Consider the following 22,380-nt stretch of genomic DNA (forward strand, 5'->3'; position numbering starts at 1 on the left):
ATGGACGTCCTCTATCTCCTCATCCCGCTGTCCGTGCTGATCGTCTTCGGCGTCATCGGCGTGTTCTGGTGGGCGCTGCAATCGGGCCAGTTCGACCACGTCGATCGCGAAGGCGAGCGCATCCTTCATGACGAATGAGACCGGCTTGACCTAGGTCAAGCCGCGCCGGCCCTCGCGCCCGGACACTCCCTCTGCAACATCGAGAGGAGTATCCGAATGGCCTTCCACGACAAGGCATCCACCGGCGCCGCGGTCTACAACGACAAGGTGGTGCGGCAATTCGCCCTGGCCACCGTGTTCTGGGGCGTGGTGGGCATGCTGGTCGGCGTGATCATCGCCGCGCAACTGACCTGGCCCGCGCTCAACCTGGGCATCGAATGGCTCAGCTACGGCCGCCTGCGGCCGCTGCACACCAACGCGGTCATCTTCGCGTTCGGCGGCTGCGGCCTGTTCGCGGCCAGCTACTACGTGGTGCAGCGCACCAGCCAGGTGAGGCTGTTCTCGGACGGCCTCGCGGCGTTCACTTTCTGGGGCTGGCAACTCGTCATCGTGCTGGCCGCCATCACGCTGCCCATGGGCATGACGCAGGGCAAGGAGTACGCCGAGCTGGAGTGGCCGATCGACATCCTGATCGCGCTGGTGTGGGTGGCCTACGCCATCGTCTTCTTCGGCACCATCGGCCTGCGCAAGGTGCGCCACATCTACGTGGCCAACTGGTTCTTCGGCGCCTTCATCCTGGCCGTGGCGCTGCTGCACATCGTCAACAGCGCGGCGCTGCCGGTGAGCCTCGGCAAGAGCTACTCGGCCTACGCGGGCGTGCAGGACGCGATGGTGCAGTGGTGGTACGGCCACAACGCGGTGGGCTTCTTCCTCACGGCGGGCTTCCTCGGGATGATGTATTACTTCATCCCCAAGCAGGCCGAGCGGCCGGTGTACTCGTATCGCCTGTCGATCGTGCACTTCTGGGCGCTGATCTTCACCTACATGTGGGCGGGCCCGCACCACCTGCACTACACCGCGCTGCCCGACTGGGCGCAGTCGGTGGGCATGGTGTTCTCGCTGATCCTGCTCGCGCCGAGCTGGGGCGGCATGATCAACGGGATCATGACCCTCTCGGGCGCCTGGCACAAACTGCGCGACGACCCGATCCTGCGCTTCCTCATCGTCTCGCTCTCGTTCTACGGCATGTCGACTTTCGAGGGGCCGATGATGTCCATCAAGACGGTGAACGCGCTGTCTCACTACACCGACTGGACCGTGGGCCACGTGCACTCGGGCGCGCTGGGCTGGGTGGGCCTGGTGACGATGGGATCGATGTACTACCTGATCCCGCGCCTGTACGGCCAGAAGAAGATGTACTCGGTGCCCGCCATCGAGCTGCACTTCTGGATCTCCACCATCGGCATCGTGCTCTACATCGCCGCCATGTGGATCGCCGGTGTGATGCAGGGCCTGATGTGGCGCGCCGTCAACCCCGACGGCAGCCTGACCTACACCTTCGTCGAGTCGGTCAAGGCCACCTTCCCGTTCTACGTGATTCGACTGGCCGGCGGCGTGCTCTACCTGGGTGGCATGTGCGTGATGCTGTGGAACACCGTGATGACCGCGCGCAGCGGCCGCGTCGATCCGGTGCAGATTCCCACCGCCCAAGCCGCCCACGCCTGAGGGACATCCCATGTCACAACAACACAAACCCGCCGGCTTCACGCACGAGCGCATCGAGACCAACAACTTCCTGATGATCGTGCTCATCGTGCTGGTGATCGCGATCGGAGGCCTGGTCGAGATCGTGCCGCTGTTCTTCCAGAAATCCACCACGCAGCCCGTGGAAGGTCTCAAGCCGTACACCGCGCTGCAGCTCGCCGGGCGAGACGTGTACGTGCGCGAGGGTTGCTACAACTGCCACTCGCAGATGATCCGCCCCTTCCAGGCCGAGACCCTGCGCTACGGCCACTACTCGGTGGCGGGTGAGTTCGTCTACGACCGGCCCTTCCAGTGGGGCAGCAAGCGCACCGGGCCCGACCTGGCGCGTGTGGGCGGACGCTACAGCGACGAGTGGCACCGCCTGCACCTCATCAACCCGCGCGACCTGGTGCCCGAATCCAACATGCCGGCCTACGCCTGGCTGGAGAAGAAGCCCGTGGACGCCGCCGGCATGCCCGTGCGCCTGAAGACGCTGCGCACCCTGGGGGCGCCCTACAGCGACGAGGAGATCGCCGGTGCCGCCGATGCCGTCAAGGGCAAGACCGAGATGGACGCGCTCATCGGCTACCTGCAGGTGCTGGGCACCGCCGTGAAGTGAGGCCCGCGATGAACATGGACATCAACACCCTGCGCTCCGTCGTCACCGTCATCAGCCTGCTGGCGTTCGTGGGCATCGTGGCCTGGGCCTGGTCGCGCCGCAACCGCGAGCGCTTCGACGAGGCCGCGCGCCTGCCTTTCCAGGACGAGTGAGCCAGCCCAGATACCACCCCACAAAGGGGAACCGGGAAACAACATGAGCGATTTCACGAGCAACTTCTGGTCCTTCTACGTGGCCATCCTCACCGTGGTGAGCATCGTGGCCTGCGCTGTCCTGCTGTGGGCGGCGGGCACCACCAAGGTCAAGCCGGGGCAGGACAACACCACCGGCCACGTGTGGGACGGTGACCTGCGCGAGCTCAACAACCCCCTGCCGCGCTGGTGGGTGTGGCTGTTCGTCATCACCATCGTCTTCAGCCTGGCCTATGGCCTGCTGTACCCCATGTACGGCCGCTACGCTGGCGTGCTGGGCTGGACATCCACCGGCCAGCACACGACCGAGGTGCAGGCGCATCAGGAGGCCATCGCCCCGCTGTATGCCCAGTTCCGCGACCAGCCGCCCGAGCGCCTGGCCGGTGACGCCCAGGCCATGGCGATCGGCGAGCGCCTGTTCATGAACCAGTGCGCCATGTGCCACGGCTCGGACGCGCGCGGCTCGAAGGGCTTTCCCAACCTCACGGATGGCGACTGGCTGCACGGCGGCGAACCGACGGTGATCGAGGCCACCATCACCCAGGGCCGGCACGGCATGATGCCGCCCCTGGCCGCGGCCGTGGGCAGTGCGGACGACGTGCGCAACGTCGCCAACTATGTGCTCAGCCTGTCCAACAGCCCACACGACCGCGTGCGTGCCTCGCAAGGCCGCATCAAGTTCGCGGTCTGCGCGGCCTGCCATGGCATGGACGGCAAGGGCAACACGGCGCTCGGCGCACCCAACCTCACCGACAACGTCTGGCTGCATGGATGGGGCGAGGAGGCCATCGTGCGTGCCGTCACCAACGGCATCGACAACCGCATGCCGGCGCAGAACCAGTTGCTCAACGCCGAGCAAATTCGCGTGTTGACGGCTTACGTGTGGGGGCTGTCGAATCGCCCGGCCCAATGAAGACCATTCCCATCCAACCCGTCAGCGAGGACGAGGAGATCACGATCTCCCTCTACGCCGCGCGGGAGAAGATCCAGGCGCGTGCGGTGAAGGGCGTGTTCGCGCGCTGGCGCTGGTTCTTCGTGTGGGCCACGCAGTTGGTGTTTTACGGACTGGCCTGGCTGCCCTGGAATGGCCGCCAGGCCGTGCTGTTTGATCTGGAAGCGCGCCGCTTCTACCTGTTCGATCTGGTCCTGTACCCGCAGGACTTCGTCTACCTCACGGGCCTGCTGGTCATCTCGGCGCTGTCGCTGTTCCTGTTCACTGCCGTGGCGGGGCGGTTGTGGTGCGGCTTCGCCTGCCCGCAGACGGTCTACACCGAGCTGTTCATGTGGATCGAGCACCGCGTGGAGGGTGATCGTTCGGCCCGTCTGCGGCTCGACGCGGCGCCCATGGGGCTGGCCAAATTCGGCAAGCGCGCGCTCAAGCACGGGCTGTGGGGCGGGCTGTCGCTGTGGACGGGCTTCACCTTCGTCGGCTACTTCACGCCGATCCGCGAACTCGCGGGCCTGGTGGCCAGCCTCTCGCTGGGGCCCTGGCAGACCTTCTGGATCCTGTTCTACAGCCTCGCGACGTATGGCAACGCCGGCTTCCTGCGCGAGCAGGTGTGCAAGTACATGTGCCCCTACGCGCGCTTCCAGAGCGCGATGTTCGACAAGGACACGATGATCGTGACCTACGACGAGGCGCGGGGCGAGCCGCGCGGCGCGCGCAGCAAGAAGGCCGATCCGAAGGCGCTGGGCCTGGGTTCCTGCGTGGACTGCACGCTGTGTGTGCAGGTCTGCCCCACCGGCATCGACATCCGCAAAGGCCTGCAGTACGAGTGCATCGGCTGCGCGGCCTGCATTGACGTGTGCGACGACGTGATGGACAAGGTGGGCTACCCGCGCGGGCTGATCCGCTTCGCCACGCAGAACGGCATCGCAAAGGGCTGGAGCCGCGCGCAGATGATCCGCCGGGCGCTGCGCCCGCGCGTGCTGGTCTACAGCGGCATCCTGCTGGCCGTCTCGCTGGCCGTGCTGGGCAGCCTGTGGCTGCGCACGCCGCTCAAAGTGGACGTGATCCGCGACCGTGGCGCGCTCGCGCGCGAGGTGGGGCAGGGCCGCATCGAGAACGTCTACCGCCTGCAGATCATGAACGCGACCGAAACCGCGCAGACCTACGAACTGAGCGTGCAAGGGCTGCCGGGCATTGCCCTCGAATCCGACGCGCGCGTGCAGGTGGCTCCGGCCGAGGTGCGCGCCGTGGCCGCGCGCGTGCAGGTGCCGCCTGGCGCGGCCACCAGCGGCCCGCACCCCATCCAGTTCGAGGTGCGCGCCGAACATGACGAGCGCGTGCAGGTGCGCGAGAAGAGCACCTTCCTCATTCCCCGATGACACCCTGCAGGAGACCGCCATGCACCTGAAGTCGATCGAACCCGAATCCACCGAGCCCTGGTGGCGCGTGGGCCCCATGTGGCTGGTGGTGGGTGGGCCGCTGGTGGTGGTGGCCGCCGCCATCGCCACCGCGGTCATTGCCATCAACGGAGCCGACCCGGTGCTCGACAAGGCCGCCTACCAGGCCACGCTGGAGCAGGCGCGCCGCCTGCAGGGCCCGCAGCGCGAGCAGGCCCTGATCGGTTTGCAACCCGCCCACCAGGCCCGCAACCACGCGGCCTCGCCGGTGGTGCGTGAAGGCGGACACTGAAGTGGAGGCCCGCAACTGGATGTGGGTGGGCTGGCCATCGTTCCTGATGGCCGGCGTGCTGGAGATGCTGGTGTTCGCGGTGGTGGACCCGAGCGAACTGCACTGGCGAGGCGGTGTCCTGGACTGGTCGCGCCCGGCCGTCTACACGCTGAGCTTCTTCTTGTTCTGGGCCGTGATCGCCGTGTCCAGTGCGCTGAGCGTGTGGCTGGCGCAGGACCTCAAGCGCAAGTCTGGGGATTGACGATGCGCCGCAGCGCCTCGGCGTCCTTGACGTGCACGTAGCGCTGCTTCACGTCGACGATGCCGTCGTCCACGAACTTCGAGAACGTGCGACTCACCGTCTCCAGCTTCATGCCCAGGTAGCTGCCGATCTCCTCGCGAGTCATGCGCAGGTTGAACTCGGACGGCGAGAAGCCGCGCGCCTGCAGGCGCTGCACCAGGTTGAGCAGGAAGGCCGCCAGGCGCTCCTCGGCGCGCATGCTGCCCAGCAGCAGCATCACGCTGTGGTCGCGCACGATCTCGCGGCTCATGATGCGGTGCACGTGGTGCTGCAGGGTGGTGAACTGGCGCGACAGATCCTCGACCTGGTCGAAGGGCATGACGCAGACCTCGGCGTCTTCCAGTGCCACGGCGTCGCAGGCGTGGCGGTCGCTCACGATGCCGTCCAGGCCGATGATCTCGCCCGCCATCTGGAAACCGGTGACCTGGTCGCGACCATCGGCGGTGGTCACGCAGGTCTTGAAGAAGCCGGAACGGATGGCGTAGAGCGAGGTGAACTGATCACCCACCGAGAAGAGGGCATCGCCGCGCTTGACGCGTTTGCGCGTCGAGATCAACGTATCAAGTTGGCCCATTTCCTGCGCGTTCAGGCCCATGGGCAGGCAGAGCTCGCGCAGGTTGCAGCTCGAGCAAGCCACTTTGATGCGTTGGGCGTCCATGTTTGTCATTCCCTCTGATTCGACGCTGCGGAGGATACTCCCCCCTGCGCGGGATGCGAGCGCCGCTTGACCAGGATCAAGGCTTCCCGGCAGCGCGTCGGGCACAGTTGCCGCATGCCACAAGGACTTGCCGTGAGCCACGCGATCCCCGACGACCTGCTCAGGCGTTTCGACGTCCCGGGGCCCCGCTACACCTCCTACCCCACGGCCGACCGCTTCGTGGAAGCCTTCACCGAGCAGGACTACCGCCTTGCACTGGGCCAGCGCCGCGCGGGCTCCATGGCCCTGCCACTGTCGCTGTACGTGCACATCCCGTTCTGCGAATCGGTCTGCTACTACTGTGCGTGCAACAAAGTCATTACAAAGCACCACTCGCGCGGCGCCGAATACCTGCGCCACCTCTCGCGTGAGCTGGACCTTCAGATCGAGCACCTGGGCGCCGGGCAGTCGGTGTCGCAACTGCACCTGGGCGGGGGCACGCCCACGTTCCTGAGCGACACCGAACTCGAAGACCTGATGGCCATGCTGCGGCGCCACTTCGCGCTGGTGCCGGGTGGGGAGTACTCGATCGAGGTGGACCCGCGCACCGTGGACGCGCAGCGGCTGCGCACGCTGCACCGCCTGGGCTTCAACCGCCTGAGCTTCGGCGTGCAGGATTTCGACCCCGCTGTACAAAAGGCCGTGCACCGCGTCCAGCCCGCCGAGCAAGTCTTCGCCCTGATGGACGCGGCGCGGCGCATCGGCTTCGAGTCGGTCAACGTGGACCTGATCTACGGCCTGCCGCTGCAGACGCCAGAGTCCTTCCGGCGCACGCTGGCGCAATTGCAGGCCCTGCGGCCCGACCGCGTGGCGCTCTACGCCTACGCGCACCTGCCGGCGCGCTTCAAGCCGCAGCGGCGCATCGTGGCGGCCGAGTTGCCCGGCGCCGCCGACAAGCTCGCCATGCTGTCGGCCTCGCTCGACATCCTGCGCGACGCGGGCTACGTGCATGTGGGCATGGACCACTTCGCGCTGCCCGATGACGCATTGGCCGTGGCCAAGCGCCAGGGCCGGCTGCACCGCAACTTCCAGGGCTACAGCACCCAGCCGGACTGCGACCTCATCGCGCTCGGTGTCTCGGCCATCGGCCGCGTCGGCGCCACCTACAGCCAGAACGCCAAGACCCTGGACGAGTACGTGGACCTGCTCGACCAGGGGCGCTTGCCCATCGTGCGCGGCCTGGCGCTCACGCGCGACGACCTGGTGCGCCGCGCGGTGATCATGTCGCTGATGTGCCAGGGCGAACTGCTGTTCGAAAGCGTCGACCAAGGCCAGTTGATCGACAGCCGCCGTTACTTCGCGAACGAGTTGCAGGCGCTGGAGCCCTTCGTGAAAGAAGGCCTGGTCACCCTGGACGACCAGGGCGTGCACGTCACCGAAACCGGCTGGTACCTGATCCGCGCGATCGCCATGCTGTTCGACCGCCACCTGCGCGCCGATCAGGACCGCGCGCGTTTCTCGAAGATCCTGTGAGGTCGACGGCATGTCCGGCTCCCTGCTGATCACCGCCTTGCTGATGGGCCTGGTGGGCGGCCCCCACTGCGTGGCCATGTGCGGTGCGGCCTGCGCGGGCATTGGGCGTGCCGCCGGGGAACGGGGCACCCGCGCCGTCGTGGCGTTCCAGCTCAGCCGCGTGGCCGGCTACGCCAGTGTGGGGGCGCTGGCGGCGGGCTCGGTGCAGGGCCTGGCCTGGCTGGGCGCGCACACGCAGGTGATCCGACCGGTATGGACCATGTTTCATGTGGCCGCGCTGCTGCTGGGCGCCTGGCTGCTGTGGCGGGCGCGGCAGCCTGCGTGGATCGACGGGGTGGGGCAGGGCGTGTGGCGCCGCGCCAAGCCCGCGATGACCTGGTTGGGTCCGCGCGCGCCCTGGGTGCTGGGCTACGGCTGGGCGCTCATGCCTTGCGGCCTGTTGTATTCCGCGCTGCTGGTGGCCTCGCTCACGGCCAGTGCGATTGAGGGCGCGGCGGTGATGGCGCTGTTCGCCATGGGCTCGTCGGTGTCGCTGTTCGCCGGACCCTGGCTGCTGCTGCGCCTGCGCGAGGCGCGCTCGGGCGCCTGGGGCATCCGCCTGGCGGGCCTGGCCTTGCTGCTGGCGTCGGGCTGGGCGCTATGGATGGGGATCACCCGGCCCACCGGGCTGTGGTGCCTCTGAGCGTCAGCGCCTGGCGCGTTCGGGCAAGGTGGCCAGCACCAGGCCCAGCAGCGCAATGCCGAAGGCCAGCAACTGCAGGCCGCTGAGGCGCTCGCCCATGAACACCACGCCGATGAGCGCCGCGCTGATCGGCAGCATCACGGTGAACACACCGGCCTGCGAGGCCGGCACGCGCTTGAGGCCACTCATCCACAGCCACACCGTCCACACGCTGGCGGCCAGCGCGTAGAACACCAGCAGCCCCCAGATGGACAGCGCCACGGCGCCGAAGTTGAACTGCAGCGCCGCCCAGATGCCGAAGGGCGTGACCAGCGCCAGCCCCCAGAGGTTGATGATGGCTGAGATGCGCTTGGGGCCCAGGCCTTCGGTGAGGCGCTTGCCGATCACCACGTAGGACGCCTCGCACACCACTGCCGCAAACACCAGCAGGTTGCCCAGCAGCGCCTGCGAGCCGCCGGCCGAAGCGCCCGCGCCCTTGTCGAGCGAGAACAGGCCGATGCCCAGGGCCGCGCAGGCGATGCCCGCCGCGCTGCGCGCGCCAATGCGCTCGCGCAGGAAGACCCAGCTCAGCACCGCCACCACGGCGGGGATCGACGACATCACCACGCCCGCCGCCACGGCGGTGGTCATGCTCACGCCGAAGAGCATGCAGATGGAAAACAGGAAGTTGCCCAGAAAGGACTCGAGAAAGAGCAGGGCGCGCGTGCGCAGGCTCAGTGGCGGTTCGTCGGACGGCTTGCGCAGCCAGCGCCACATGGCCAGCGCGCCGATGGCGAAGCGCAGCCAGGCCAGCAGGAACACCGGGAACACCAGCACCAGGGGTTTGGACAGCGCCACGTAGCTGCCCACGAGCGCCATGCTCAGGCCCAGGCTGCCGTAGGCCGTGGCGCGTTGGAGTGAAGTCACGGGCCGCATCATGCCGCAGGTGCACCCGGGGGTTTTCGGGATGAGGAATTTGCTTTTCGCATCAAGAAATCCGGAGATGCTGCGTTGCGGCAAATTTTCTTGATATGGGAGATGGGATTTCTCATTGAAAAATGTCAGAAAAACACCGTTGATTTAAAACAAGAAAATTTTTCTCTTGTATAAGACATAAGAGGCGTTTTGAGTCTTCTATAAGACTTAGAGTCTTGTTCAACGGCACCGCCTTTGCCGCGACCCGCCGCCCGGTACCCCCATCAACCCCAAGGAGTGTCCCCATGCCTCAGTCCCTCACCGAACAGCTCAGCCGCGCGCAACAGATCGAAGCCCTGGAGAAAGACTGGGCCACGAACCCGCGCTGGAAAGGCGTCAAGCGCGGCTACACCGCCGCCGACGTGGTGCGCCTGCGCGGCAGCATGCACATCGAGCACACCCTGGCCCGGCGCGGCGCGGAAAAGCTCTGGGAGAAGATCAACGGTGGCGCCAAGAAGGGCTACGTCAACGCCTTCGGCGCCATCAGCGCCGGCCAGGCCATGCAGCAGGCCAAGGCCGGGCTGGAAGCCGTGTACCTCTCAGGCTGGCAGGTGGCCGCCGACGGCAACACCAGCGAAACCATGTACCCCGACCAGTCGCTCTACGCCTACGACTCGGTGCCCACCATGGTCCGCCGCATCAACAACACTTTCAAGCGCGCCGACGAAATCCAGTGGGGCCGTGGCATCGAGCCCGGCAGCAAGGAATTCATCGACTACTTCCTGCCCATCGTGGCCGACGCGGAAGCCGGCTTCGGCGGCGTGCTCAACGCCTTCGAGTTGATGAAGAACATGATCGCCGCCGGCGCCGCGGGCGTGCACTTCGAAGACCAGTTGGCCGCCGTGAAGAAGTGCGGCCACATGGGCGGCAAGGTGCTCGTGCCCACGCAGGAAGCCATCGAGAAGCTGATCGCCGCGCGCTTCGCCGCCGACGTGATGGGTGTGTCCACCATCGTGCTGGCCCGCACCGACGCCGAGGCCGCCAACCTCATCACCAGCGACCACGACGCCAACGACAAGCCCTTCCTCACCGGCGAGCGCACGCAGGAAGGCTTCTACCGCGTCAAGAACGGCTTGGAGCAGGCCATCAGCCGCGGCGTGGCCTACGCGCCCTACGCCGACCTGGTGTGGTGCGAGACCGGCACGCCCGACCTGGGCTTCGCCCGCGAATTCGCGCAGGCCGTGCACGCCAAGAGCCCGGGCAAGCTGCTCAGCTACAACTGCTCGCCGTCCTTCAACTGGAAGAAGAACCTGGACGACAAGACCATCGCCCGCTTCCAGGACGAGCTCTCCGCGCTGGGCTACAAGTACCAGTTCATCACCCTGGCCGGCATCCACATCAACTGGTTCAACACCTTCCAGTTCGCGCACGCCTACGCGCGCGGCGAAGGCATGAAGCACTACACGGAGATGGTGCAGGAGCCCGAATTCAAGGCGCGCGAGCAGGGCTACACCTTCGTGTCGCACCAGCAGGAGGTGGGCGCGGGCTACTTCGATGACGTGACCACGGTGATCCAGGGCGGGTCGTCGAGCGTGAAGGCGCTGACGGGCTCGACCGAGGAAGAGCAGTTCCACTGAGTTGAATCCGACGGATACCTGAGGAGACAGGGCCGCCCTTCGGGGCGGCTTTTTTGTGCCTCTGTGGGATGTCGTGCGAGCCGCTGACCAAGGGCGGGGCAGCCGGCGCCGGGAACGCCGTTTGCCCTTGCTGTTTTTGCCCTGACGAAAGGGACTTCCCTGCATGACAGCACCACCCTCTGGCACACCCCCTGACGATCCAAAGCTGCTCAAGACAGGCGTTGGCGGCCTGGACGAGATTCTCGGCGGCGGCCTTCTGCCGGACCGGCTGTATCTGGTGGAGGGCACGCCCGGCGCGGGCAAGACCACCATTGCCCTGCAGTTCCTGATGGCGGGTGCCCGTCTGGGTGAGCCGGTGATGTACGTGACCTTGTCGGAGACGCTGGAGGAGGTGGCGGGGGTGGCGGCCTCCCACGGTTGGGACCTGTCGGGCGTGGCCCTGCGGGAGATGCTGCCCTCGCAACAGGCGCTTCAGCCGGAGGAGCAGTACACGGTGTTCCATCCCTCGGAGGTGGAGTTGGGCGAGACCACCGTTCGCCTGTTGAAAGAGGTCGAGCAGGTCAATCCGCGGCGCGTCGTCTTCGACTCCCTGTCGGAGCTGCGTTTGCTGGCGGGCAGTTCGCTACGGTACCGGCGCCAGATCCTGGCCTTGAAGCAGTTCTTCGCCGGCCGCCATTGCACGGTCCTCCTGCTCGACGACATGACCGCGATGGAGCACGACCTGCAGGTGCAGAGCATTGCGCATGCGGTGCTGCGGCTGGAGCAGCTCAATCCGCACTACGGCACGGCGCGCCGCCGCCTGATCGTGCTGAAGTACCGCGGCCAGGCGTATCGCGGAGGCTTTCACGATTACAAGATCCGGCGAGGCGGGCTGGTGGTCTTCCCGCGTCTGGTCGCCGCGGAGCACGCGCGCCACCAGACGCTGCCCCGGCTGTCCAGCGGGGTAGATGCCCTGGATGCGTTGCTGGGCGGGGGCATGGAGCGCGGCACCAGCACGCTGCTGCTGGGGGCGCCTGGCACTGGCAAGTCCACGGTGGCGGTGCAGTTCGCCCTGGCGGCGGCGCGTCGGGGGGAAACCTCGGCCCTGTTCGCTTTCGACGAGAGCCTGTCGACCCTGCGCACGCGCTGTGCCGGCATGGGCATGGACCTGGAGCCGCACCTTGCTGACGGCAAGGTGCGGCTTCGCCAGGTGGACACCGCCGAGCTGTCCCCGGGCGAGTTCGTGGCCTGCATCCGGGAGGCGGTGGTCGAGTTCGGGGCCCGGGTGATCGTTATCGACAGCCTCAATGGCTACCTCAACGCGATGCCGGACGAGAAGTTCCTCATCGCCCAGTTGCACGAGTTGTTGACCTACCTGGGCCAGGCCGGCGTGGTCACCTTGCTGGTGGGGGCCGAGCATGGCCTGATCGGCACGCAGATGCAGACGCCCGTGGACGCCAGCTACCTGGCGGACGCTGTGGTCCTGCTGCGCTACTACGAAACGGACGGCGAGGTGCGCCAGGCGATCTCGGTGATGAAAAAGCGTGGTGGCCGCCACGAGCGCAGCATCCGGGGTTTCGAGATGACCTCGCAGGGCCTGGTGGTCGGCGAGCCGCTCAAGCGGTTTCGCGGCATCCTCACCGGTGTGCCCACCCCTTCGCCGGACCTGGCGTCGCCGCCAGGTCTGCTCGCCCGGTGACCGCGTCCGATGCATCGCCCATCGAACGGCGCGTCCTGCTGCGCATGGTCACGGCGCGCGATGGCGCGATGGCCGTGCGGGTGCTGGCGCAGTCCGGCGTCTGCGCCGAGGCCTGCCGCGACGCGGCGCAGATCGCCACGCTCTTGCGTGAGGGGGCCGGCGCCCTGCTGATCGCGGAGGAGGTGCTCAGCGACGAAGGCTTCGCGGGTGTGAAACAGCAGTTGCTGGCGCAGGAGCCCTGGTCGGACCTGCCGGTGCTGGTGCTCGCGCGCGCCGGGGTCGATTCCCTCCCGATCACCGACGCCCTGCAGGAACTGGCCAATCTGACGGTGCTCGAGCGGCCGATGCGCGTGTCCTCGCTGGTGAGCGCGACGCGCAGCGCGCTGGCCGCTCGGCGGCGCCAATACCAACTGCGCGGCACGCTCCTGGGGCTGCAGGAGGCGGACAAACGCAAGACGGAATTTCTGGCCACCCTGGCCCACGAGTTGCGCAACCCCCTGGCGCCCTTGCGCACCGGTCTTGAACTGCTGGCCAAGCGCAACCGGGACACCGAGGAGGACTGGATCCATGCCCTGATGAGCCGCCAGGTCAGCCACATGGTGCGGCTGATCGACGACCTCATGGAGGTGTCGCGCATCACGCGCGGCAAGATCGAGTTGCAGTTTGCGCCGGTGGCGATGCAGGACGTGCTGCGGCACGCGGTCGAACTGAGCCTGCCCTTGATCGACGCGCATGCCCACCACCTCACGATGGACATTCCGGACGAGCGCGTGGTGGTGCATGGCGACTCGGTCCGGTTGACGCAGGTGTTTTCCAACCTGCTCAACAACGCCGCCAAGTACACGCCGCGCGGGGGGGAGTTGGCGCTGTCCCTGCAGCACGCCGACGCGCAGGCCCGCGTGACGGTGTCGGACAACGGGCCTGGCATTCCCCCGGACATGCGGGAGGCCGTGTTCGACCTCTTCGTGCAGGTAAACGACGCCTCCCGTGCGGCGCAGGGCGGCCTGGGCATCGGCCTGACGCTGGTCCGCAGTCTGGTGGAGTTGCACGGCGGCACGGTGAAGGCCGACAGTGCGGGCGGGACCGGTGGCACGCGGATGGTCGTGCGCCTGCCCTGGGCGGGGACGTTGGCGTCGGAAGCGACATCACCGGTGGCGGGGGAAGCGCTGAGGTGCGCGGGTGGTCGCCAGCGCGTGCTGGTGGTGGACGACAACGCCGATGCCGCCGACACACTGGCGGCCTTGTTGCAGACCCTGGGCGTCGCCGCGACGGTGGCCTACAGCGGTGCCGGGGCGCTGCAGGCGATTGAGGAACGCCCGCCTACGCTGGCGCTGCTGGACATTGGCATGCCCGGCATGGACGGCTTCGCGCTCGCCGAGCGCATTCGCGGCAACCCCGCCTGGTCGCCGGTGACGCTGGTGGCCCTGACCGGCTGGGCCCAGAAGACCGACCGGGAACGGACCGCGGCGGCTCGATTCGACCACCACCTGGTGAAGCCGGTGGACCTGGGCGAGCTCATCCGCATCCTGAATGAGCTGCCCTGAGCGGTGCAGGGGCGCGGCCTTGCTGCGGCCGTGAGGGACGCAGAAGCGCACTTTGTGGGACAATCCGCGCTCTTCTGTCAGTCCACGAGCAAGAGCGAGAAAGGCAAGTCGGTTATGACACCGCGAACTCAGGAGTTTTTCTCCGTGGCCCCTTGAGGCCAGCAGTTCGCGCCTGCCCGAATCCTTTTCCTCTCCCCACGAAAGCGCGGCCCCTGCCGCGCTTTTTTGTTTTCCGGATACGCAACATGCCCCAGATCACGCTCCCCGACGGTTCGCAACGCAGCTTTCCCGCGCCGGTGACGGTGGCCGACGTCGCCGCCTCCATCGGCGCCGGCCTGGCCAAGGCCGCGCTGGGCGGCAAGGTGGACGGCAAGCTGGTCGACACCAGCTTCACCATCGACCACGACGCCTCGCTGGCCATCGTGACGGCCAAGGACGCCGACGGCCTGGAGATGATCCGCCACTCCACGGCCCATTTGCTGGCCTATGCGGTCAAGGAGCTCTACCCCGACGCGCAAGTGACCATCGGCCCGGTGATCGAGAACGGCTTCTACTACGACTTCTCGTACAAGCGCCCCTTCACGCCGGACGACCTGGCCGCCATCGAAAAACGCATGACCGAACTCGCCAACAAGGACGAGAAGGTCGAGCGCCGCGTGCTGCCGCGCGACGAGGCCGTGGCCCATTTCAAGGCCATGGGAGAACACTACAAGGCCGAGATCATCGCCAGCATCCCGTCCAACGAGGACGTGAGCCTCTACCGCGAAGGCGGCTTCGAGGACCTGTGCCGCGGCCCGCACGTGCCCAGCACGGGCAAGCTCAAGCACTTCAAGCTCATGAAGCTGGCCGGCGCCTACTGGCGCGGCGATCACCGCAACGAGATGCTGCAGCGCATCTATGGCACGGCCTGGGCCAGCAAGGAAGAACTGCAGCAGTACCTGACCATGCTGGAAGAGGCCGAGAAGCGCGACCACCGCAAGCTCGGCCGCGAGCTGGACCTGTTCCACCTGGACGAGCACAGCCCCGGCACGGTGTTCTGGCACCCCAAGGGCTGGACGCTGTGGCAGGAGGTAGAGCAGTACATGCGCCGCGTCTACCGCGACAACGGCTACCTGGAGGTCAAAGGCCCGCAGATCCTGGACAAGGCGCTGTGGGAGAAGACGGGCCACTGGGACAAGTACCGCGACAACATGTTCACCACGGAATCGGAAAAGCGCGACTACGCACTCAAGCCGATGAACTGCCCTGGCCACATCCTCATCTTCAAGCAGGGCATCAAGAGCTACCGTGACCTGCCGCTGCGCTACGGCGAGTTCGGCCAGTGCCACCGCAACGAGCCCACGGGCGGGCTGCACGGGATCATGCGCGTGCGCGCCTTCACCCAGGACGACGGGCACATCTTCTGCACCGAGGACATGATCCTCGACGAGTGCGTGGCCTACACCAGCCTGCTGCAGAAGGTCTACAAGGACTTCGGCTTCGAGCACATCATCTACAAGGTGGCCACGCGCCCGGCCGCGCGCATCGGCACCGATGAGAGCTGGGACAAAGCCGAGCACGCGCTCATGGAGAGCCTGCGCCGCTCGGGCTGCGAGTTCGAGATCGCCCCCGGCGATGGCGCCTTCTACGGCCCCAAGATCGAGTACACGCTCAAGGACGCCATCGGGCGCCAGTGGCAGTGCGGCACCATGCAGGTCGATTTCTCCATGCCGGAGCGCCTGGATGCCGAGTACGTGGCCGAGGACGGCTCGCGCCAGCGGCCGGTGATGCTGCACCGCGCCATCGTGGGCAGCCTGGAGCGTTTCATCGGCATCCTGATCGAGCAGCACGCTGGCGCGCTGCCCGCCTGGCTGGCCCCGCAGCAGGTGGCGGTGCTCAACATCACCGATGCCCAGGCCGATTACTGTCGGGAAATCGCGAAATCAATGAAGAATCAAGGGCTTAGGGTCGAAACGGATCTGCGCAACGAGAAAATAACGTATAAAATACGGGAGCACGCGTTGCAAAAGCTGCCTTTCATTGCCGTTGTGGGCGACAAGGAAAAGGCCGCTGGTGCGGTGGCGGTGCGGGCCCGGGGCAACAAGGACCTGGGTGTCATGTCGCTGGAGGACTTCTCCCATCTGGTCGCGACATCGGTTTCATCCAAGGCGTGAACGCCCTCGGGCTTTGCCCGGTGAAGCTGCCGCACTTCCCCGCGTCCATGGCGTGTGCAGCCCGGCGGCCGAAAGGCCGCTTTTGATTCACTGACCCATCTCAAGGAAACGCACCATCGCTACCAACTTTCGCGACCGCCGCCAGCGTGAAGAACGCGCGCACCGCCTGAACCGGGAAATCATGGCCCCCGAGGTTCGCCTCAACGGCCCGAACAACGAGCCCCTGGGCATCGTCAGCTTGCAGGAAGCCCTTCGAATGGCTGGCGAGCTCGACGTCGATCTCGTGGAGATCGCCGCCACCGCAGTTCCGCCGGTGTGCCGCCTGATGGATTACGGCAAGTTCAAGTACCAGGAACAGAAGAAGGCGGCCGAAGCGAAAGCCAAGCAGACGGTCATCGAGATCAAGGAAGTCAAGTTCCGTCCCGGTACCGACGACGGCGACTACAACATCAAGATGCGCAACATCCGCCGGTTCCTGGACGACGGCGACAAGTGCAAGATCACGCTGCGCTTCCGTGGCCGCGAGATCACGCACCAGGAACTGGGTCTGGCCTTGTTGAACCGCATCCGCGACGAGTTGGGCGACCTGATCGTGGTGGAGCAGTTTCCCAAGCTGGAAGGGCGCCAGATGATCATGATGATCGCGCCCAGCCGCAAGAAGGTGGCGGCGGCGAAACCCACGGCCGAGGCGGCAACGCCGGCGGCCAGCCCTTCGGCGGCTTGAGTCGCTGGCGGCAGACGGATTTGAGGGATTGAGCGGGCAGGGTTGGTCCCCTGCCGGTTCGAGGCACAGGCCGCAAGGCCGGTGCCGAAAAGAAGGTCTGAGAAGGCCTTCTCAAAAGTGGCTCGGGGCCCATCAAGACCGTGACCGGCTGTCACGGCGCCTCACGAGCACAAATCAAAAAGGAGCATTCCAATGCCCAAAATGAAGACCAAGAGCAGCGCGAAGAAGCGTTTTCGCGTTCGTCCCGGTGGCACCGTCAAGCGCGGTCAAGCCTTCAAGCGTCACATCCTGACCAAGAAGACCACCAAGAACAAGCGCCACCTGCGTGGAGCCGTCAACGTTCATGAGACCAACATGGGTCACATGGCGCAGATGCTGCCGTTCGCTGGCCTGTAATCAAGACGAACAAGGAGAAGCACTATGCCTCGCGTCAAACGTGGTGTCACGGCTCGCGCCCGCCATAAAAAAGTCCTGGCCCTGGCCAAAGGTTTCCGCGGCCGTCGCGGCAACGTCTTCCGCATCGCCAAACAGGCGGTGATGAAGGCGGGCCAGTACGCCTACCGCGATCGCCGCACCAAGAAACGTGTGTTCCGCCAGTTGTGGATCGCGCGTATCAACGCCGGTGCACGCGCCTGCGGCCTGACGTACAGCCAGTTCGCCAACGGTCTGAAGAAGGCCCAGATCGAGATCGACCGCAAGGTCCTCGCCGACCTGGCCGTCAACGACCCGGCGGCTTTTGGCAGCATCGTGGAGCAGGTCAAAGCCAAGCTGGCCACCGCTTGATTCCCGGCAGGGCGCGTACGCGCCCGCTGCCGTTTGAAGGGGTTGAGGCTTGAGGGGTGACCCGTCGGCTTCAACCCTTTTTTCATTGCACCGGACACGCATCGAATGAACGAGTTGGACAACCTGGTCGAGGCGGCACGCGCCGAGTTCGCGCAGGCCGCCGCGCCTGCTGATCTGGAAAACGCGAAGGCGCGCTACCTGGGCAAGGCCGGCCGCATCACCGAGCTGATGAAGGGCATGGCTGCCCTGTCGGTTGACGAGAAGAAATCCCGAGGTGCCGCGATCAACCTGGCCAAACAAGCCATCGAAGGGGCGCTGACGATGCGTCGCCAGTCGCTGGCCGACGCCGAGCTGGAGGCCCAGCTCAAGGCTGAGGCGCTGGACGTGAGCCTGCCGGGCCGTCAACGAGGCGCCGGTGGCCTGCACCCCGTAAGCCTCACGCTCGAGCGTATCGAAGCGATCTTCGGCTCTATGGGCTTCGAGGTGGCCGAGGGTCCCGAGATCGAGTCTGACTGGTTCAACTTCACGGCTCTGAACACACCCGAGGACCACCCGGCTCGTTCCATGCATGACACCTTCTACGTGGAAGGTGGCTCGGCCAAGGCGCCGAACCTGCTGCGCACGCACACCAGCCCCATGCAGATCCGCCACGCAGTGCAGCACGTCAAGCACCACCGCTCGGCATTGGACGCTGGGCAGGGCATGCCCGAGATCCGCGTGATCGCGCCCGGCCGCACCTACCGCGTGGACAGCGACGCCACGCACTCGCCGATGTTCCACCAGTGCGAAGGCCTGTGGATCGGCGAGAACGTGAGCTTCAAGGACCTCAAGGTCGTCTTCACCGATTTCTGCCGCACCTTTTTCGAGAACGACGACCTGGTGCTTCGTTTCCGACCCAGCTTCTTTCCGTTCACCGAGCCCAGCGCCGAGATCGACATCCAGTTCCCCAGCGGCCCGCTGGCCGGGCGCTGGCTGGAGGTGGCGGGCTCCGGCCAGGTGCACCCGAACGTTGTGCGCAACATGGGCCTCGACCCCGAGCGCTACATCGGCTTCGCCTTCGGCATGGGGCCCGACCGCCTGACCATGCTGCGCTACGGCGTCAACGACCTACGTCTCTTCTTCGACGGTGACATCCGTTTCCTGAGTCAATTCCGATAAGCCGGCACCATGCAATTCCCCGAATCCTGGCTGCGCAGCTTCTGCAATCCGCCGCTGACGAGCCAGCAGCTCGCCGACACCCTCACCATGGCCGGGCTGGAGGTCGAAGAACTCCGGCCCGTCGCGCCACCGTTCTCGAAGGTGGTGGTGGGCGAAATCAAGTCCGCCACGCAACACCCCAACGCCGACCGCTTGCGCGTGTGCGAGGTCGATGTCGGGCAGGGTGCCCTGCTGAACATCGTGTGTGGCGCGCCGAACGCGCGCGTGGGCATCAAGGTGCCCTGCGCCCAGGTGGGCGCGGTGCTGCCGCCCGGTGAAGACGGCAAGCCCTTCACCATCAAGCTTGGCAAGCTGCGCGGCGTGGAAAGCCAGGGCATGCTGTGCTCGGCGCGCGAACTGCAGCTCTCCGAGAGCCATGAAGGCTTGCTCGAGCTGCCCGTCGATGCAGTTGTGGGGCGTGACATTCGCGAGCAACTGTCGCTTGACGACATGCTGTTCACGCTAAAGCTCACGCCCAACCTGGCGCACTGCCTGAGCGTGTACGGCATCGCGCGCGAGGTGGCCGCCATCACGGGTGCACCGCTGCAGTCGCCTGCGTTCCCTGCCGTGCCGGTGTCGCTGAACGACAAGCTCCCGGTTCGCATCGAAGCGCCCGACCTGTGCGGGCGCTTCAGTGGTCGCGTGGTACGAGGCGTGAATACCCAGGCGCAGACGCCGGCCTGGATGGTCGATCGCCTGGCGCGCTGCGGCCAGCGCAGTGTCACGGCTCTGGTGGACATCTCCAACTACGTGATGTTCGAGCTGGGCCGGCCTTCGCACATCTTCGACCTCGACAAGATCCACGGCGGCCTGCAGGTGCGCTGGGGCCGCGAGGGCGAATCGCTCAAACTGCTCAATGGCAACACCATCACGGTCGATGCTGGCGTGGGCGTGATCGCCGACGAGCAAGCCGTCGAGTCGCTCGCGGGCATCATGGGTGGCGACGCCACCGCCGTGTCCGACGACACGAACAACATCTACATCGAAGCCGCCTTCTGGTGGCCGAAAGCGGTGGCCGGGCGCTCGCGCCGCTACAACTTCAGCACCGACGCGGGCCACCGGTTCGAGCGCGGCGTGGACCCTTCCACCACCGTCGAGCACATCGAGCGCATCACGCAACTTGTGCTGGAGATCTGTGGCGGCCAGGCCGGCCCCATGGACGACCAGATCACCCAGTTGCCCCAAGCCAAACCGGTCACGCTGCGCGTGGCGCGCGCGGCCAAGGTGATTGGCATGCCGATCACGCAGGCGCAGTGCGTGGATTCGCTGCGCCGCCTGGGCCTGCCGCTCGAAGAGGGGCAGGGCACGGTCACCGTGACACCGCCGCCGTACCGATTCGACCTGCTGATCGAGGAAGACCTGATCGAGGAGGTGGTGCGCCTGGTGGGCTACGAGCAGTTGCCCACCACGCCGCCGCTGGCGCCCATCACCGCCAAGATCCGGCCCGAGGCGCGCCGAGGGGCCTTCGCCGTGCGTCGCCAGCTCGCGCAACTGGGCTACCAGGAAACGATCAACTTCAGCTTCGTGGAGGAGCGCTGGGAGCGCGAGCTCGCGGGTAACGTCGACCCGATCAAGCTGCTCAACCCCATCGCGAGCCAAATGAACGTGATGCGCTCTTCGCTGATCGGCAGCCTGGTGGCGGTGTGCAAATTCAACCTCGACCGCCGCGCCGAGCGCGTGCGTCTGTTCGAGATCGGCCGCGTGTTCCGCAAGGACGCGGCGGTGAAGGACAGCGACACCAGCGTGGCGGGGTTCGAACAGCCCATGCGCGTAGCTGGCCTCGCGGGTGGGCCCTTGAACGCCTTGCAATGGGGCGAGAGCGACCGCACGGCCGACTTCTTCGACGCCAAGGGCGACGTGGAAGCCCTGCTGGCGCCGCGCCGCGCCGAGTTCCGCGTGGCGGAGCACCCCGCCATGCACCCGGGCCGTTGCGCGTCCGTGTGGCTCGACGGCCATTGCATCGGTCACGTGGGTGAACTGCACCCGCGCTGGCGCCAGGCCTACGAACTGCCGCAGGCGCCCGTGCTGTTCGAATTGGAACTCGATGCCGTGCTGGCTTGGCCCGTGCCTGAGTTTCACGCCGTCAGCCGCCACCAGCCGGTGCAGCGTGACCTGGCGCTGGTGGTGGACGAGTCGGTGTCGCACGACGCCGTGATGGCCGCCATCCGCGCCGCGGGCAACCCCTGGCTGCAGGACGCCGTGCTGTTCGATGTCTACCGCCCCAAGAAGGGCGTGGTGGTGCCCGGCCTGTCCGAGCACGAGAAGAGCCTGGCCGTGCGGCTCGTCATGAACCGCGACGACGCTACACTGGCCGACGAACAGATCGAAGCCGCCGTGCAACAGACGCTCGCGTCCCTGCACGAGCGCGTGAAGGCCCGCTTGCGCGCCTGAGATCCCATACAGAAAAGAAGGAGTACCCGATGGAACTGGCCGTCGAAAGCCTGGAAACCCCCGCCCTGACCAAGGCGCAGCTCGCCGAGTTGCTGTTCGACCAGATCGGCCTGAACAAGCGGGAGTCCAAGGACATGATCGACGCCTTCTTCGATCTCATCACGGAGAGCCTGGTCAACGGCACCGACGTGAAGATCTCGGGCTTCGGCAACTTCCAGATCCGCACCAAGGCGGCCCGCCCGGGCCGCAACCCGCGCACTGGCGAGCCGGTGGCCATTCAGGCCCGGCGCGTCGTGACCTTCCACGCCAGTCCCAAGCTCAAGGAGCAGGTACAGGCGGCGGTCATCGGCGGCTGAGCGGCGCCGTCGTGCGGCTCGGTAGGGGCCGCTTACAACATTTCGCACGAAAAGCCCTGGGGTAGTCCCCGGGGTTTACCGACTTAGAGTAAATTCAAGCTTCGGTTTCTACCGCCTTGATTTACATGGAAAAATCGCTGCCCCCCATTCCAGCGAAGCGCTACTTCACCATTGGTGAAGTGGGCGAGCTGTGTGGCGTCAAGCCGCATGTGCTGCGCTACTGGGAGCAGGAGTTCACGCAGCTTCGCCCCATGAAGCGCCGAGGCAACCGGCGCTACTACCAGCACCACGAGGTGCTGATGATCCGCCGCATCCGTGAGTTGCTCTACGACCAGGGCTTCACCATCAGCGGCGCGCGCAACAAGCTGCAGGAACTGGCCCAGGCCGAGCGCGAAAAGCGCCGCCAGGACGACGAAGAGCCGATCGATGTGATCGACCTCGATGCGGTGATCCACGACGACGACACGACGGTGGTGTCGGCCGTGGTCACGCCGCCGGCCGCCACCGAGCCCACCTTGTTGAGTGACATGCGCAGAGAGCTGCTCGAGATTCGCGAACTGCTGCGGCTATCGGCCTGAGAGAGGGCCTTTTTGCTGGCTATAATGCGAGGCTTGTCGGCGTGTAGCGCAGCCTGGTAGCGCACTTGCATGGGGTGCAAGGGGTCGCGAGTTCGAATCCCGCCACGCCGACCATTCATGCAAAAGCCCGTCATCGCGAGATGACGGGCTTTTTCTTTTGCCATCCTCTCTCGACGAAAACT

At 66.3% G+C, this 22,380-nt stretch carries 23 protein-coding genes and 1 tRNA gene; 22 read left to right on the forward strand and 2 right to left on the reverse strand.

What is annotated here, in order from left to right:
• The 8 genes from ccoS (at position 1) to BN948_RS04220 (ending at position 5,372) form a co-directional block, all read left to right on the forward strand.
• Positions 1–138 (forward strand): cbb3-type cytochrome oxidase assembly protein CcoS, encoded by a 138-nt coding sequence (gene ccoS / locus BN948_RS04185; protein ID WP_009517507.1) that lies wholly within the window; start codon positions 1–3, stop codon positions 136–138.
• Between the two features lie 78 nt (positions 139–216).
• The gene (gene ccoN, locus BN948_RS04190) at positions 217–1,665 is read left to right on the forward strand and encodes a cytochrome-c oxidase, cbb3-type subunit I (protein ID WP_009517508.1); all 1,449 of its coding nucleotides are present in this window, start codon (positions 217–219) and stop codon (positions 1,663–1,665) included.
• Between the two features lie 10 nt (positions 1,666–1,675).
• Positions 1,676–2,302: a cytochrome-c oxidase, cbb3-type subunit II gene (gene ccoO / locus BN948_RS04195; protein WP_009517510.1), complete on the forward strand. Its 627-nt coding sequence runs from the start codon at positions 1,676–1,678 to the stop codon at positions 2,300–2,302.
• A 14-nt stretch (positions 2,303–2,316) separates the two neighbouring features.
• Positions 2,317–2,454, forward strand: coding sequence for a cbb3-type cytochrome oxidase subunit 3 (locus BN948_RS04200; RefSeq protein ID WP_138819902.1), 138 nt, complete (start codon positions 2,317–2,319; stop codon positions 2,452–2,454).
• A gap of 43 nt (positions 2,455–2,497) precedes the next feature.
• The gene (ccoP, locus tag BN948_RS04205) at positions 2,498–3,406 is read left to right on the forward strand and encodes a cytochrome-c oxidase, cbb3-type subunit III (RefSeq protein ID WP_009517512.1); all 909 of its coding nucleotides are present in this window, start codon (positions 2,498–2,500) and stop codon (positions 3,404–3,406) included.
• Complete coding sequence (gene ccoG, locus BN948_RS04210) at positions 3,403–4,821, forward strand: cytochrome c oxidase accessory protein CcoG (protein ID WP_009517513.1); 1,419 nt, start codon at positions 3,403–3,405, stop codon at positions 4,819–4,821. Before ccoP ends, ccoG begins: the two co-directional genes overlap by 4 nt.
• 19 nt (positions 4,822–4,840) lie before the next feature.
• Complete coding sequence (locus tag BN948_RS04215) at positions 4,841–5,131, forward strand: hypothetical protein (protein ID WP_009517514.1); 291 nt, start codon at positions 4,841–4,843, stop codon at positions 5,129–5,131.
• 1 nt (position 5,132) lies between these two features.
• Positions 5,133–5,372: a hypothetical protein gene (locus tag BN948_RS04220; RefSeq protein ID WP_035620583.1), complete on the forward strand. Its 240-nt coding sequence runs from the start codon at positions 5,133–5,135 to the stop codon at positions 5,370–5,372.
• On the opposite strand, the gene fnr is transcribed toward BN948_RS04220, so the two are convergent.
• Positions 5,350–6,069 carry a fumarate/nitrate reduction transcriptional regulator Fnr gene (gene fnr, locus BN948_RS04225; RefSeq protein WP_009517516.1) on the reverse strand — a complete coding sequence of 240 codons (720 nt, stop codon included), beginning with the start codon at positions 6,067–6,069 and terminating at the stop codon, positions 5,350–5,352. The two genes, BN948_RS04220 and fnr, sit on opposite strands and share 23 nt — an antisense overlap.
• A gap of 114 nt (positions 6,070–6,183) precedes the next feature.
• On the opposite strand from fnr, the gene hemN reads away from it, so the two are divergent.
• The gene (hemN, locus tag BN948_RS04230) at positions 6,184–7,581 is read left to right on the forward strand and encodes an oxygen-independent coproporphyrinogen III oxidase (protein ID WP_035620585.1); all 1,398 of its coding nucleotides are present in this window, start codon (positions 6,184–6,186) and stop codon (positions 7,579–7,581) included.
• 10 nt (positions 7,582–7,591) lie between these two features.
• On the forward strand, positions 7,592–8,263 hold the full coding sequence (locus tag BN948_RS04235; protein WP_009517518.1) for a sulfite exporter TauE/SafE family protein: 672 nt from the start codon (positions 7,592–7,594) through the stop codon (positions 8,261–8,263).
• A gap of 3 nt (positions 8,264–8,266) precedes the next feature.
• Here the strand turns inward: BN948_RS04235 and BN948_RS04240 are convergent, their stop codons facing one another.
• Positions 8,267–9,181, reverse strand: a complete 915-nt coding sequence (locus BN948_RS04240) for a DMT family transporter (RefSeq protein WP_009517519.1) — start codon at positions 9,179–9,181, stop codon at positions 8,267–8,269.
• A 281-nt stretch (positions 9,182–9,462) separates the two neighbouring features.
• Between BN948_RS04240 and aceA the strand changes: the two genes are divergently transcribed.
• The 12 genes from aceA (at position 9,463) to BN948_RS04300 (ending at position 22,312) form a co-directional block, all read left to right on the forward strand.
• A complete protein-coding gene (gene aceA / locus BN948_RS04245; protein WP_009517520.1) occupies positions 9,463–10,794 on the forward strand; it encodes an isocitrate lyase in 1,332 nt (443 codons plus the stop codon).
• A gap of 163 nt (positions 10,795–10,957) precedes the next feature.
• Positions 10,958–12,472, forward strand: coding sequence for an ATPase domain-containing protein (locus tag BN948_RS04250; protein ID WP_009517521.1), 1,515 nt, complete (start codon positions 10,958–10,960; stop codon positions 12,470–12,472).
• Entirely contained in the window at positions 12,469–14,016 is a 1,548-nt protein-coding gene (locus BN948_RS04255; RefSeq protein WP_035620586.1) for a hybrid sensor histidine kinase/response regulator, read from the forward strand. Before BN948_RS04250 ends, BN948_RS04255 begins: the two co-directional genes overlap by 4 nt.
• 245 nt (positions 14,017–14,261) lie before the next feature.
• Positions 14,262–16,169 (forward strand): threonine--tRNA ligase, encoded by a 1,908-nt coding sequence (thrS, locus tag BN948_RS04260; protein ID WP_035620589.1) that lies wholly within the window; start codon positions 14,262–14,264, stop codon positions 16,167–16,169.
• Positions 16,170–16,284: 115 nt separating this feature from the next.
• Positions 16,285–16,893 (forward strand): translation initiation factor IF-3, encoded by a 609-nt coding sequence (gene infC / locus BN948_RS04265; protein WP_272945535.1) that lies wholly within the window; start codon positions 16,285–16,287, stop codon positions 16,891–16,893.
• A 192-nt stretch (positions 16,894–17,085) separates the two neighbouring features.
• Positions 17,086–17,289, forward strand: a complete 204-nt coding sequence (gene rpmI, locus BN948_RS04270; protein ID WP_009517525.1) for a 50S ribosomal protein L35 — start codon at positions 17,086–17,088, stop codon at positions 17,287–17,289.
• Between the two features lie 24 nt (positions 17,290–17,313).
• Positions 17,314–17,676 (forward strand): 50S ribosomal protein L20, encoded by a 363-nt coding sequence (rplT, locus tag BN948_RS04275; RefSeq protein ID WP_009517526.1) that lies wholly within the window; start codon positions 17,314–17,316, stop codon positions 17,674–17,676.
• 105 nt (positions 17,677–17,781) lie between these two features.
• Positions 17,782–18,834 carry a phenylalanine--tRNA ligase subunit alpha gene (gene pheS / locus BN948_RS04280; protein ID WP_009517527.1) on the forward strand — a complete coding sequence of 351 codons (1,053 nt, stop codon included), beginning with the start codon at positions 17,782–17,784 and terminating at the stop codon, positions 18,832–18,834.
• A gap of 9 nt (positions 18,835–18,843) precedes the next feature.
• Positions 18,844–21,264 carry a phenylalanine--tRNA ligase subunit beta gene (gene pheT / locus BN948_RS04285; RefSeq protein WP_009517528.1) on the forward strand — a complete coding sequence of 807 codons (2,421 nt, stop codon included), beginning with the start codon at positions 18,844–18,846 and terminating at the stop codon, positions 21,262–21,264.
• Between the two features lie 29 nt (positions 21,265–21,293).
• A complete protein-coding gene (locus BN948_RS04290) occupies positions 21,294–21,620 on the forward strand; it encodes an integration host factor subunit alpha (protein WP_009517529.1) in 327 nt (108 codons plus the stop codon).
• Positions 21,621–21,745: 125 nt separating this feature from the next.
• Positions 21,746–22,198 carry a MerR family transcriptional regulator gene (locus BN948_RS04295; protein ID WP_009517530.1) on the forward strand — a complete coding sequence of 151 codons (453 nt, stop codon included), beginning with the start codon at positions 21,746–21,748 and terminating at the stop codon, positions 22,196–22,198.
• Between the two features lie 37 nt (positions 22,199–22,235).
• Positions 22,236–22,312, forward strand: a tRNA-Pro gene (locus tag BN948_RS04300).
• Positions 22,313–22,380: the final 68 nt, after the last annotated feature.

The sequence above is a fragment of the Hydrogenophaga intermedia genome (genome assembly GCF_000723405.1).
GTDB classification, from domain to species: Bacteria; Pseudomonadota; Gammaproteobacteria; order Burkholderiales; family Burkholderiaceae_C; genus Hydrogenophaga; species Hydrogenophaga intermedia.